Source organism: Rhodococcus marinonascens NBRC 14363 (assembly GCF_001894885.1).
In the GTDB taxonomy this organism is placed as follows: Bacteria; Actinomycetota; Actinomycetes; order Mycobacteriales; family Mycobacteriaceae; genus Rhodococcus_F; species Rhodococcus_F marinonascens.
This window is the reverse complement of sequence record NZ_BCXB01000035.1, coordinates 25,131-38,196: the sequence shown is the minus strand read 5'-3', so window position 1 is coordinate 38,196 and position 13,066 is coordinate 25,131. Positions and strand designations below refer to the sequence as shown.

Here is a 13,066-nt window from a genome sequence, read left to right as displayed (position 1 = left end):
TTAGTCTGCGGTAGCGCGGGAGGCTGCTCGATGGGGACCGACCAGACGGTACTGCCGCCCGTGTCGCGCGAGCCGATCCCGCCGACCCCGGCCGGGGTTCGGCTCGCGGACGCCATACGGATTTTCCTCGGCACGGTGTCGGTGAAGAACACCCGCCGCGGGTACGCCGTCGTGCTGAACCGAATGGAGCGCGACTTCGGCAAGGACGCGAATGTGGCGTTGTTGAACGAGGATCGGGTGGGCGGCTGGTTCACCTTCGTGTGGGGCGAGAAGGCGCCGTCGACGTTCAACGTCCACCTGGCGGCGCTGCGCACCGCCTGCGCGTATTGGCGCGAGCAGGGCTGGCTGACCGGTGATCCGCTGGTGCGGCTGCGGGTCAAACCGACCGCGCCGGACTACAGCAAGGCACTGACCGAAGCGGAGATCACCGATGTCCTCGGCTCGGATGTCGCGCTGCGCGAAAAGGTGCTCTGGACAATGCTCTACGAGTCCAGCGCCCGCGCGCAGGAAGTGCTGCTGCTCGACATCGAGCACCTCGACACCGTGAACCGGCGGGCGGTAGTGACTCGCAAGGGCGGGGCGCGGGAGGTGATCGTGTGGCAGACCGGCACCGCGCGGTTGCTGCCCCGACTGCTCGGCGGGCGCCGGTACGGGCCGGTGTTCCTGACCGACCGCAAGGCCAAGCCGAGCGTGGCACTGGTCGACGTCGACCAGGCCAGCGGGCGTGGCCGGTTGTCCTATCGCCGTGCGGCCGAACTGTTAGAGGCTTACACCAGGGGACTGGAGCGGGGACCGTTCACACTGCATCAACTCCGCCATTCCCGCCTCACCCACGCGGCGGAGCAGGGCGCGTCCACGCCGATGCTGATGGCACTGGGCGGGCACAGATCGGTGCGTAGTCTGGCGAAATACACGAAGGTGTCGGCGGAGGCACTCGGCAAGTGGCAAGCAGACAACGATCCGGCCGCGCGCGGCCGGCGATCACAGGCCACCTGATCGCCACACACTCACGGCCACCGCAGTCACCGGCCCGACGTGGCGTCGTCCACACCGGCGCTACTCGTCGTCCCCGGTTGTTGGGACCGCGTAGCGCCGGTGCTCTGACCCAGTGCCCGGTAGCCCGGCCCTCGCCGTCCTGGAGGATAACCTCGCAGCCCCTGGGCCGAGGGGCACGTCGCCACGGACCAGCCGATGTCAACCGGAGATTTTGGTCATCTCTTTGCCGCAGCAGCAGGTTGGGTTGGCGGTGCCGGAACACGACTTGGGTGCGCCCTTGGTGACGGTGACCTCGCAGCCGCAGGTCGGGTCCGAGCAGCGGTAGATTTCACCTTCGACGAATGCCATGAAAAAATACTCCTTCGCGTTGATGTTTCGGTGTCGCCGTCGACACTAGATCCTTGCCCCACGGGCAAGGTCAAGGCATGGCAAGGACCTTGCCGAGCGCACTATCATCGCTCGTGAAGGAGGCCGTTATGAACCCGCAGATGATGACGGTGGGACAAGCCGCACAGGCCAGCGGTCTGAGCGCGAAGGCGATCCGGCTCTACGAACGCAAGGGCCTACTCCCGCCCGCCGTCCGCACCGAATCCGGCTACCGGCTGTTCAGCCAGGACGACCTCGCCACCCTGACCTTCGTCCGTCAAGCAAAAACCCTCGGCCTGCGCCTCGACGAGATCGGCGAAATCCTCCAGCTGCGCCGCGGCGGCGGCGCACCGTGTCAGCACGTGCTGCGACTGCTCGATCAGCATGTCGCCGACATCGATCGCACCATCACCGAGCTCCGCCAACTCCGCGGCGCGCTGACCCACACCCGCCGCCACGCCGCCGCCACCCAGGTCGGGGTCACCGATGGGGTCTGCCGGGTCATCGAACACGCCCCGCCTACTTGCCGAGACCACCCGTCGCGCTGAGGCCTAAATTGCCATGCAGCAACACGCTCTTTCGTAGCTGGCCGCCGGCAAGGACCCGCACCGCGGCTACTCGTCGTCGGGGTTGTCGGGGTCGCGCAGTGGGCGGTGCAGTCCGCCGAGGTCGGGCAGGTGGAAGCTGTAGTGTCCGTCGATTCCGAGGTGGTCGCGCACGAACGCCGACAGCCGCGCCACGTCGGTGTCGAGAACCGGATATCCTTGTGTGCGTAGCTCGTTTAATGCACGGTCGAGATAGAACGTATTCCATAAAACCACGCAGTTGAGCACAAGACCGAGCGCGGAGAGTTGGTCTTCCATGCCGTCGAAGTAGGCACGGTGGATCTCGCCCTTGTTACCGTGGAAGATCCGCCGGGCCAGGTCGTGACGTCCCTCGATGAGGTTGGCCTGGGTCTTGCCCTCACGCCGATACGGTTCGTCGTCGACGAACCGCAGGATGTGCAGGGTCTTGAAGATCCGCCCGTAGTGCGCGATCGCCTGGCCTAACTGGGTCGGTTGACCGTCGCGGGAGATCATCCGCGTCACGTCGTGGGCGGAGACCTCACCGGAGTGGATCGACACCGCGACCCGGCACATGTCCTCCCGGTGTGCGGTGATCTTCTCGACGTCGATGCGGCCGCGGGCGGCGCGGCCCAGCGGCCCGTAGTCGGCGTTGACGTCGATGCGCCAGAGGCGTTGATCGGGCAGTTTCGCCAGCTGCGGCCGGTACTGCCGTCCGATCAGATGCACCAACCCGAAGGTGATGTCGGAGTATGAGCCGGTATCGGTGATGATCGACTCGGGCACTGTCCCACCCCGCTGGCTGTAGAGCACGTCCACGAAATTCAGCGAGTCACGTGGTGTCCCGCGCACCACCTTGTCTGCCAGCCCGGCGGACTGGTCATTGATCATGTTCAACCAGGTTATGCCCCTTTTCGGCCCGAAGAAATGTGGATTCGGGCGAGCATGGATGGTGCGGACGGGCACCACGAACCGCAACCCGTCCACCGACGCGAGAAGGCCGCCGCCCCAAGCTTGGGCCAATTCGATCTCGGCCTGAGCCTCGATCAGAGCGACGTTGGCTGCGGTGATGGTCTCGGGTCGCACATAGGACTGGTCCACGTGATGCAGGCGATCACGGGTCAACGCCGCCGCTCCACCGCCGGCCACCGCCGTGAACCCCACGTTCATCGAGTACGCGCACAGCACGGCGGCGGCCGAGAGCCCTAGATCCGCCACACGGGCCTCGTTTCCCGACGTGTGGGTGAATGCCTCGATGAAGCCGGGATGCCATGACATCACCTCCAAAACCACCTCCGGTAGGTCGACGCGCGGCAGCATCGCCTCCACCCGCCGCCGCAGGTCCACCAGCGAGGGCGGGTCCGGTGTGGCCCTGAGCGCGGCGACGTGCAGCTTGCCGTCGTCGTCGACCGTCGCCGGGGTGTCCTCACCCAGGCGCGCGGCAAGCTCGCGGTAGGCGGCGTCCAGCTCGGCGGCACGCTCGGCGAGCAACGGACCCGGGCTTGCCGGTAGACCCAACGCGTTCATGCCGGCCTCGCGTGCGGACTCCCACGCAGGCCCTGCCAGCAGGTGCGCTCGGGGGTCACGCCACCTCGACGAGGACGGGGCGAAGATGTTGCGGTGCTTGAGGTGCCGGTGGAACTGTTCCAACAGGCACATCGTGTAGGGGCCCGGTCCACCGTCTCGGCCGGTCGCCCTTCCTGGTAAACGAGGCGTTGCCAGCCGCCGCCGATCAGGTCGTGGTCGACCTTGCGGGCGTCCAACCAGCTCGCGAGCAGCTTCGTCTTCGTCGTCATCAACTCACCGAGGGTTTTCATCGCCGCGAGCACGGCGGCGCCGTCGCCGGTGGCACCGAACTCGATGGTTGTCATCATCAACGGCAGGAACGTGCGGACCGTGTTCAGGCGTCCGGCCAGCTCATCCAGGCGTTGACCGTTCAGTTCGGCGTCGTCGACCGGGACCAGCTCGCCGATGACCGCGACGGCGGCACGCAGCTCGCTCCTGGTGACGGAGTTCTCGATGTGGTCCCACATCATCTCCACGCTCAAATCAGGTTTCACCTCCGTCATCTCCAGCAGCACCCTGACCGCGGCGGCGAGCTTGCCCGCGTAACGCGACACTCGCGGATATCGGCGCAGCTTCTCGTCCTTGGACTCCCGCTCGGCCTTGGAGAACAGGTCGGTGACCATCAGCAGGTCGAACAGCTCCAGCGCGTCGTCGGTCGCCCGCGCGAGCAGCTGCGCGACCGTCGCGACGAGCACGGCCAGGCGGTGCTCACGATCCAAGCGGCGCAGCAGCGGCGCTTTGCTCGACAACCCGTAGGTCGCCAGCCCCGTCACCCGCCGGGGTGGAACCCCCGAGACATCCGATGGCCCACCACCCACCGCGAGCAGGTCGACCACCCGGTTCAGAGCAGCCACCATGCCCTTCGACGACGGCCGGAACACGCCCTTGCGGAGCCGTTCGAGCTCACTGACCCGCCGTTTGCCCTCGGTCGGGGCGTCGAGCAACGCCACCAGCGCCGAAGCGTGATCCGGCGTCAGCCCCGCACTCAGCTGCGACCACAACCGCTCGTCCGCCGCCTGCCGACTTTCGGTGACCAGCCGTTCCAATGTCCGCAGGCCGGGAAGCAGAGCCTGACGTTCGCGCAGCCACACCACCGCGCCCGCGAAGATCGCCTTCGGCCCGTCTCCGGTGATCCATGCCTGGTCCACCACCCACACCGCCAGCGCGGACTCAACCTCGGAGAACGGGGTCAATGCGTATTCACGCTGAATCTCCCAGGCGTGTTCGAGCTTCGTTTTCTCCCGATCCACGTAGCGCTTCACGCACGTCGGGTCGTCGATGCCGAGCTGCTCGGCCAGATAGCCCACCAGCTCCGCGGGCACGTCCAGCGGATCGGCCAGGAACATGCCGAGATGTCGAACTGTCACCAGTTGAACACTGAACCCGAGCCGGTTGTAGTCGCGCCGCCGAGCGGCAATCAGATCCCGGTCCTTGTCGTCCAGGTAGCAGTAACGCTCCAACTCTTGCCGGGACAACGTCCCGAACCGGCCGTAGCCGCCCTCATCACTCACAAAGCTATGCAATCACCACTGGTGCAACACCGCTCGCCGATAGCTGGCGGCCACTCTCGGCTATCGAAAGCGCTTAGCGCCGGATCGGGCTGATCTGTTCCTCGACCCCCTTGACGGTCTCGTAGCCCACGTGCAGGTCGGCCAGGCGTAGGCCGGCGTCTGCGATCTACTCGAAGCGCTCCCGCCGTCTCGAGGGTCGGAATGTGCGGGAGAATCTTTGTCAGGTCCGCCGCATACGCCTCGCGGTAGGCAGGGTCGTGAGCAGGCCATAGACGTAGTAGAAGACGTCGTCCTTGCTGACCTGGTTGCCGACCCCGCCACGGTAGAGGGCAAGGATGCCGACGGTGATGTTGTCGACACGCTGGTAGCCGTGGTCGGCGGTGTCGGTGGAAGCGAAATCGAGTTCACCATACGGTGATTCGGGCTTGGCGTACGCCCAGCGTGGGTAGGACTGGCCGGTGTCGAGCAGATGTAAGGTTGACAGCAAATTTGTGATGAATGGCGTGAACTCGAAGGGTGAGGCCGACGCTGTCAGCACGATTCCGATGTTGATGTGGCGCGGGTTGGAGAACATCGATGGAAGCTAGGGGCGTTCGTGGTTCAGGTGACCGTCGAAGTAGTTGTGCTGCTTGTTGAATGGTCGATACAGACCTAGTACATGGCCGTTAACCTCAATCTTCCGTGAGTCCCGCGTCCCGGCCTGAGCGCCTTCGGATTGGGTGATTCGATCGTGGATCCGGTGGTTCGGCCATGAGCGAGTGCCCGGCGCGGCCGGGTGGCGTCGGGTGTCCACGGCCCCGAGGGTGGTTGGTCCTTTGTCTCATTCGATCAGGTTCGTGCGGGTCGGGTCGGCGCAGAAGGCGAGTATCTGCGTCCACGCCGTCAGCTCGCAGGCCAGTCGCACGATGGCGAGCGAGATCCGGTTCTGGTCGAAGCCGTGCAGTGGAAGGTTCCGCAGGCCAGTTTGTTTCGTGGTCCGATCCGGTGCTCGCAGCGGGCGCGGCGGCGGTGCCGCAACTCGAGGTCGGGTAGCTGGCCGCGGGTGGTGTTGGTGACGAACGCGGTCAGTCGCAGCCGATTGTGGTCGGTGAACCGTAGTTGGGCGCCGGGGTGGGTCGTTCCCTGCGGACGATCACCCGCATCCCCGGTGGCCATGCCGACAGGTCGAGTGGGCCGGTGAGCTCGGCTACCCAGGCGCCGTCACGGACCTGCCCGTCGGCGTCGTAGGCGGGGTCCACACGTCGTCGGGGATCACCGCGATCTTGGTGGCCATCGAGTCGGTGAGCCCGAACCCGATCGAGTAGGCGAGGTGGCGTGTGCTACTGCGCCCTCTGCACGCCATCACCAACGTCCTGGCATGGTCAACCTGGCGACGAAAATACCAAGCCAAAGCCTGCCACCACCGCAAAAACCATCAGCAACAATGACCGCAATCTGCGGCTGTAGTACCAGGCGGGTGCCTCACCCCAGTTGGCAGGGAGGGTCCCGTCGACACACCGGACTTGCTTGGCTACGGCAAATCAGTATTAAAGATGGATAGACTCGGTTCAGAAACGCACCGTGCGTGTCCGTGTAGCACACCGTTCGCAACTGCCGATGCTATCTGTTGGGCCGACCAGAAACCTTGTTTGGAGACATCCGAGTACTTCTTGATCGCTCGTCCTACTTCGAAAAATCGGGTTCTGAAAATGGGAGCGAAATGCGTACGCAACTCATTGCAGTAGTGTCGTCATTAACCATTCTGATGCCCCTGTCAACGGCACTTACTGATGCACATACCATAAAGCAGAATTCGGCAGAAATGGTAATGACAAGTCATATCCCTTTGGAGATTCTGACCTTTAATGTATTGGCGACCAGAACGTCATGGAACGACAGGCGGGCGGGGATCATCAACAAAATCAAAGAAGCAGACCCCGATATCGCGGGTCTGCAAGAAGCTTTTGAGTCCACCAGGCCTGATATTGAGTACGATCTCCAGGACGAATACACGATGGTTCCCTTTGAGGCTGGAACATATGACAATCCAATTATGTTTAAGACTGATCGGTTCGACATAACTGACAGTGGATATGTCGATGGCGCATTTTGCGGTTTCATGAGAACGGTCAACTGGGTTCGGCTGTATGACAATAGGAACAATGAAGACATCTATTTCTATAACAACCATATGTGTACCGATGTTGGTGAAAGAGAACTCCATTCTGTTGCTTTGACCGAACTGATGAATTCTCATCAAAGACGAAGTCGCGCAGCGACAAAAGCTATCGCTGTTGGCGATCTAAACTCACATAGGAGAAGTCCTAATGCTCGGTATTTGTTAGACGGCTCTCCATTATTCGGAGACGTAAGTCCATTGGATCTAAACGATACATGGGAGGTGGTCTATCCTCGTGTAACAAAACCGCCGACTTCCGACAGAGATGTAAGCGTTGATTACATCCTTACGCTAGACTCGATGAACGTATTGAACGCTTCAGTAGGCGATCATGCCGGATTCTCTGATCATCATCCAGTGACTGCAACAATTAGCCTCGATCTTTCGTGAGTCCCGCGTCCCGGCCTGAGCGCCTTCGGATTGGGTGATTCGATCGCGGATCCGGTGGTTCGGCCATGAGCGAGTGCCCGGCGCGGCCGGGTGGCGTCGGGTGTCCACGGCCCCGAGGGTGGTTGGTCCTTTATCTCGTTCGGTCAGGTTCGTGCTGGTCAGGTCGGTGTGGGTAGGGCGTCGAGGCGTCGTGGGCCGGTGATGATCGTGTCGGCGACCGGTGCGCGGGCGGCGAGCTTGAGTCGGGTGCGGCGGGTGATGCCGCCGGCGATCGAAAGGATCCGCAGCCGCAGCCGGCGTCGTTTCGGTTCCCACCGCCGGGCCGGGTCGGCGTCGTAGACGTGGGTCCACACGCCGGCGATGATCACCGCGATCTTGGTGGCCATCGAGTCGGTGAGCCGAACCCGATCGGGTAGGCGAGGTGGCGTGTGGTCAGGTACTCGATCAAGGCGGGGGTCTCCCGGAAGAAGTCCTTGGGGAGGGTGCCGTCGGCACCTGGGGGCACCTCCCGCTTGCGGGGGACGGTGCGGATCAACACCACCTTGCCGTCGCGGTAGCCGGGATCGGACGGTAGCTGCGCCAACGCGTCCTTGATGATCGTGATGTGGTCGGCGGCGGTGTTCGAGCCGGCGTTGCCTGGGCGCAGCAGCATCGCCGGCAGCTCCCCGGTGCCGCCGTCGCCGTGGTCGACGAACGCGCACAAGGGATGGAAACCATAGCCGCGCATGTAGTTCGGGGCCGCGTGCTCCTTGTCGCTGTGGGCGGTGACCAGGGTGGCGTCCGGGTCGATGATCAACGGGTTCTCTGCGGTGGTGTCGTGATCGGGGGAGCGTTCACCGGCCGCGGCCCAGGCGCATCTGCGGACCGCTGCGCGGGCGGTGTCGATTCGCAAGATCGCCGGGAAACGCTGACCGGAGCTAGGCTGTGGACACCATGAAAAAGATGATCCACCCCGCCAGGAAAAGGTAACCGAGCACCAGACCCACGATCGCCATTTCGCGACCCTGCTCGCCGGTTCGTCGAATCTGAGCCAACGCAATGTGCCGAACACGGGCGCTAGCAACCCACCGAGAATGCCGAACACGAGCGCTAGGAGCGCGAGCGCGTTCGTGCCGGTACGTCCCGGCACGAGGACAGGCTGGCCGTAGGTCGGCTGTCCATCGGCAGAATGTCCAATGATCGGCGCGACCATCTGCCCCTGGGTCCCCCGGCCGCGGCCACAGGATCGGACCGTCCCATGCCAGCAAGGCCGAACGTGACGATGATCACCCGCTCGAGTGTCTTGAGCAGATTTCGGTCCTGGGCGGGCAAGTAACGCTCGATCGAGGCCGCCTTCAGGCGTTTGAAATAGGTGGAGCGAGGAAGGCCGAGCGCGACGTTGTCGGTGGTCTTGCGGAACGCCTCGATCACAGAAGTCGACACGTTGCCCCTGCCTTACTCCCGGCGGCACCCAGCAGGCGTGCGGGACCCTCACTAGTGGACCGCAGGAACAATACTGGACTGGAGCTGCGGCCGGGCAGCACGTGCCGGTCGCTGAGCCGCGACCATTGCGACGGCCAAGATCAAGGGCCTCCGCTAATGCCAGCTGGAAAGACTGCACGCGGGTGGTGTCGTCGAGGCTCTCCCGGGCCCGCCCGTCGATTTCATGGTCTCCGGATCCTCCACATCGGGGTCACCAGCCGCGGGCTTGCCACTCCGCTAGTTGCGGGCGCTCGACGCCGAGCGTGGTGTCCTTGCCGTGGCCGGGGTAGACGATGGTGTCGTCGCCGAAACGGTCGAACAGTTTGGCCTCCACGTCGGACAGCAGGGAGGTGAAAGCGTCCGCGTCGGCGGTCTTGCCGACGCCTCCGGGAAACAGTGAGTCACCGGTGAAGAGGTGCGTACGCCCGCCGCCCTTCTCCGCGAAGGCGAGCGCCACGGAACCCGGGGTGTGCCCGGCCAGGTGGATCACGGCGAACGTGACGTTGCCGATGTCCAGCGAGTCACCGTCCTCGAGCAGGCGATCGGGGCGGACAGGCAGGGCGCCTGCATCGAGGGAATGGGCGGCGGTCGGCGCCTTGGTGGCAGCCGCGACGTCCGCGAGCGCCAGCCAGTGGTCGCCGTGCTGGTGGGTGGTGACGATCAGTTCGAGGGACGGGGCGTGTTCGTCGATCAGTTGGTTGACCCGTTGCGCCTCGTTGGCGGCGTCGACAAGGATGGATTTTCCAGTTGCGGAACAGACGATCAGATACACGTTGTTGTCCATGGGGCCGACGGACATCTTCGTGATCGTGGCTCCCGGCACCGTCCGGCGCTGCGGCGCCGAACCGGGGGAGACGTGGCCGGTGTACGAGTCATCTATCACCATGTGCTGCTCGGTCATATTGGGGAGGCTACCGTCGAATAGAGGCAGATGAGTGGCTGGTCGGATATCCGTCCGTCAGAACGTGTCGGTGCCCCGGCCTACCATGGCTCGGTCAGGGGACCCAGAATTCGCAGACATTCTCGGCCGTGAAACAAGCGAAGGGACATGGAGTGGCGGATCGCCTTATCGTGCGGGGTGCCCGCGAACACAATCTGCGCGGGGTCGATCTCGATCTACCCCGCGACAGCCTGATCGTGTTCACCGGATTGTCGGGCTCGGGTAAGTCGAGTCTCGCGTTCGACACGATCTTCGCCGAGGGCCAGCGACGCTATGTCGAGTCGCTCTCGGCGTACGCGCGCCAGTTCCTCGGTCAGATGGACAAGCCGGACGTCGACTTCATCGAGGGTCTCTCGCCCGCGGTGTCCATCGATCAGAAGTCGACCAACCGGAACCCGCGGTCGACGGTCGGGACGATCACGGAGGTCTACGACTATCTCCGACTGCTGTATGCCCGGGCCGGCACCGCACATTGCCCGGTATGCGCCGAGCAGATTGCGCGGCAGACGCCGCAGCAGATCGTCGACCAGGTTCTCGACATGGAGGAAGGCACCCGCTTCCAGGTGCTCGCCCCGGTCGTGCGTACTCGCAAGGGCGAGTTCGTCGACCTGTTCGACCAACTCAACGTGCAGGGTTACTCGCGTGTGCGGGTCGACGGTGTGGTGCATCCGCTCACCGATCCACCGAAGCTCAAGAAGCAGGAAAAGCACGACATCGAGGTGGTCGTCGACCGCCTCACCGTCAAAGCCAGTTCCAAGCAGCGGCTCACCGATTCCGTCGAGACAGCGCTGAGGTTGGCGGAGGGCATCGTCGTCCTCGATTTCGTCGACCGAGAAGAGAACGCTGCCGATCGGGAACGCCGGTTCTCGGAGAAGTTGGCGTGTCCCAACGGTCACGCTCTCTCCATCGACGACCTCGAGCCGCGTTCCTTCTCGTTCAACTCTCCCTACGGTGCGTGCCCCGAGTGCACCGGTCTCGGAATCCGCAAGGAGGTCGACTCCGAACTCGTCGTTCCCGACCCGGAACTGTCACTGCAGGACGGCGCCATCGCGCCCTGGTCGATGGGGCAGAGTTCCGAATATTTCGGTCGGTTGCTGTCCGGCCTCGGTGACATCGTCGGTTTCGATATGACGACGCCGTGGAACAAGATCCCTGCCAAGGCGCGCCGTGCGATCCTCGAAGGCAGCGAGGAACAAGTTCACGTCCAGTACAAGAACCGGTACGGACGTACCCGTTCCTACTATGCCGAGTTCGAGGGTGTTATGCCTTTCCTACATCGTCGCCTCGAGCAGACCGAGTCGGATCAGATGAAGGAACGCTACGACGGCTATATGCGCGACATTCCGTGTCCCGCATGTGGAGGTGCGCGTCTGCGTCCGGAGATCTTGTCGGTCAGCATTTCGAGCGAGAAGTTCGGCATGAAGTCGATCGCCGAGGTATGTGAACTGTCGATTTCCGATTGTGCGGACTTCCTGAACAGCCTCACCCTGGGCAGCCGCGAAGAGGCGATTGCTGGTCAGGTGCTCAAGGAGGTTCAAGCTCGCCTCGGCTTCCTGCTCGACGTCGGCCTGGAGTACCTGTCACTGTCTCGTGCGGCCGGGACCCTCTCCGGCGGCGAGGCGCAGCGAATTCGTCTCGCCACCCAGATCGGTTCGGGCCTGGTGGGTGTCCTGTATGTACTGGACGAACCGTCGATCGGTCTTCATCAGCGCGACAACCGGCGTCTCATCGAAACCCTTACGCGCCTACGCGATCTCGGAAATACGCTCATCGTGGTCGAACATGACGAAGACACCATCCGCACCTCCGACTGGGTGGTCGACATCGGACCGCTCGCCGGCGAGCACGGAGGCAGGGTCGTTCACAGCGGTCCGTACCAGGAGCTGCTCGACTGCAAGGAATCTCTCACCGGCGCCTACCTGTCGGGTCGCAGCCACATCGAGGTTCCCGCCATCCGTAGACCGGTCGATCGCAAGCGACTGGTCACGGTCGTCGGCGCCCGCGAACACAACCTCGGTGGCATTGACGTCAGCTTTCCGTTGGGCGTGCTCACGGCGGTCACCGGTGTGTCCGGGTCCGGCAAGTCAACTCTCGTCAACGACATTCTCGCAACTGTCATGGCGAACAAACTCAACGGCGCGCGCCAGGTTCCGGGGCGGCACACACGCATCAACGGACTCGACCAGTTGGACAAGCTCGTGAGGGTCGACCAGTCACCGATCGGCCGCACCCCACGATCCAATGCGGCCACGTACACCGGCGTTTTCGACAAGATCCGTACGCTGTTCGCCGCCACTACGGAGTCCAAGGTGCGCGGCTATCAGCCGGGCCGATTCTCCTTCAACGTCAAGGGCGGCCGGTGCGAGGCCTGCTCCGGTGACGGCACCCTGAAGATCGAGATGAACTTCCTTCCGGACGTCTACGTGCCGTGCGAGGTATGCCACGGTGCGCGCTACAACCGGGAGACGCTCGAAGTCCACTACAAGGGCAAGACCATCGCCGAGGTCCTGGACATGCCGATCGAGGAGGCTGCGGAGTTCTTCGAACCGATCACCTCGATCCACCGCTATCTCGCGACTCTGGTCGAGGTCGGATTGGGTTATGTGCGGCTGGGTCAGCCGGCGCCGACATTGTCCGGGGGTGAGGCCCAGCGTGTGAAACTTGCCGCCGAACTGCAGAAGCGTTCGACGGGTCGCACTGTGTACATCCTGGATGAGCCCACGACGGGACTGCACTTCGAGGACATCCGCAAACTGCTCAAGGTCGTCAACGGTTTGGTCGAAAAAGGCAACACCGTGATCGTCATCGAGCACAACCTCGACGTGATCAAGACATCGGACTGGGTGGTCGACATGGGTCCCGAGGGTGGATCCGGCGGCGGAACCGTTGTCGCGCAAGGTACACCGGAAGACGTGGCGCAAGTGGCCGAGAGCTACACGGGACGGTTCCTCGGCAGCGCCCTCGAGGGGTCTGCGACTGCTGAGGGGAAGCCGAAGGCCGCCAAGTCGCCGGCTGCGGGGAAGTCCGCTGCACGGAAGAAGACCGCTGAGGCGGCCGCCTCAGCGGCACCGCGTAAGCGGGCGGTGAAGGCGGCCGCGGCAGTCAGCTGAGCGAT

The 13,066-nt window shown here is 63.8% G+C and carries 11 protein-coding genes and 3 pseudogenes; 4 read left to right on the top strand and 10 right to left on the bottom strand.

Features of this window, described 5'->3' with window-relative positions; all coding sequences use genetic code 11:
• Positions 1-996, top strand: a 996-nt coding sequence (locus RM2_RS19500) for a tyrosine-type recombinase/integrase (RefSeq protein WP_307718094.1), incomplete at its 5' end; no start/stop codon positions are given.
• Positions 997-1,194: 198 nt separating this feature from the next.
• On the opposite strand, the gene RM2_RS24640 is transcribed toward RM2_RS19500, so the two are convergent.
• Positions 1,195-1,344 carry a hypothetical protein gene (locus tag RM2_RS24640; RefSeq protein WP_169846772.1) on the bottom strand — a complete coding sequence of 50 codons (150 nt, stop codon included), beginning with the start codon at positions 1,342-1,344 and terminating at the stop codon, positions 1,195-1,197.
• Positions 1,345-1,472: 128 nt separating this feature from the next.
• Here RM2_RS24640 and RM2_RS19495 point away from each other — a divergent pair, with 128 nt between their 5' ends.
• On the top strand, positions 1,473-1,910 hold the full coding sequence (locus RM2_RS19495; RefSeq protein WP_245814048.1) for a heavy metal-responsive transcriptional regulator: 438 nt from the start codon (positions 1,473-1,475) through the stop codon (positions 1,908-1,910).
• A gap of 66 nt (positions 1,911-1,976) precedes the next feature.
• On the opposite strand, the gene RM2_RS25410 is transcribed toward RM2_RS19495, so the two are convergent.
• From RM2_RS25410 to RM2_RS19480, 4 genes and pseudogenes are all read right to left on the bottom strand, one after another.
• Complete coding sequence (locus RM2_RS25410; protein ID WP_245814047.1) at positions 1,977-3,575, bottom strand: Tn3 family transposase; 1,599 nt, start codon at positions 3,573-3,575, stop codon at positions 1,977-1,979.
• A 953-nt stretch (positions 3,576-4,528) separates the two neighbouring features.
• Positions 4,529-5,002, bottom strand: a pseudogene (locus RM2_RS25405) (DUF4158 domain-containing protein); the annotation flags it as partial.
• A 220-nt stretch (positions 5,003-5,222) separates the two neighbouring features.
• Entirely contained in the window at positions 5,223-5,576 is a 354-nt protein-coding gene (locus RM2_RS19485; protein WP_072691182.1) for a type ISP restriction/modification enzyme, read from the bottom strand.
• 264 nt (positions 5,577-5,840) lie between these two features.
• Positions 5,841-6,317: pseudogene (locus RM2_RS19480) on the bottom strand (transposase); the annotation flags it as partial.
• A gap of 384 nt (positions 6,318-6,701) precedes the next feature.
• Between RM2_RS19480 and RM2_RS19475 the strand changes: the two are divergent.
• Positions 6,702-7,550 carry an endonuclease/exonuclease/phosphatase family protein gene (locus RM2_RS19475; protein ID WP_072691181.1) on the top strand — a complete coding sequence of 283 codons (849 nt, stop codon included), beginning with the start codon at positions 6,702-6,704 and terminating at the stop codon, positions 7,548-7,550.
• 158 nt (positions 7,551-7,708) lie between these two features.
• Here the strand turns inward: RM2_RS19475 and RM2_RS26095 are convergent, their stop codons facing one another.
• The 5 genes and pseudogenes from RM2_RS26095 to RM2_RS19455 form a co-directional block, all read right to left on the bottom strand.
• On the bottom strand, positions 7,709-7,936 hold the full coding sequence (locus RM2_RS26095) for a hypothetical protein (protein ID WP_072691180.1): 228 nt from the start codon (positions 7,934-7,936) through the stop codon (positions 7,709-7,711).
• A gap of 140 nt (positions 7,937-8,076) precedes the next feature.
• Positions 8,077-8,466, bottom strand: a pseudogene (locus RM2_RS26090) (transposase); the annotation flags it as partial.
• A 1-nt stretch (position 8,467) separates the two neighbouring features.
• Positions 8,468-8,584: a DUF4190 domain-containing protein gene (locus RM2_RS25390; RefSeq protein ID WP_373863363.1), complete on the bottom strand. Its 117-nt coding sequence runs from the start codon at positions 8,582-8,584 to the stop codon at positions 8,468-8,470.
• A 55-nt stretch (positions 8,585-8,639) separates the two neighbouring features.
• Positions 8,640-8,972, bottom strand: coding sequence for a hypothetical protein (locus RM2_RS24635; RefSeq protein WP_169846771.1), 333 nt, complete (start codon positions 8,970-8,972; stop codon positions 8,640-8,642).
• 250 nt (positions 8,973-9,222) lie between these two features.
• Positions 9,223-9,912 carry an MBL fold metallo-hydrolase gene (locus tag RM2_RS19455; protein ID WP_072691177.1) on the bottom strand — a complete coding sequence of 230 codons (690 nt, stop codon included), beginning with the start codon at positions 9,910-9,912 and terminating at the stop codon, positions 9,223-9,225.
• Positions 9,913-10,064: 152 nt separating this feature from the next.
• On the opposite strand from RM2_RS19455, the gene uvrA reads away from it, so the two are divergent.
• Positions 10,065-13,061, top strand: coding sequence for an excinuclease ABC subunit UvrA (uvrA, locus tag RM2_RS19450; protein ID WP_072691176.1), 2,997 nt, complete (start codon positions 10,065-10,067; stop codon positions 13,059-13,061).
• Positions 13,062-13,066 lie beyond the last annotated feature (5 nt).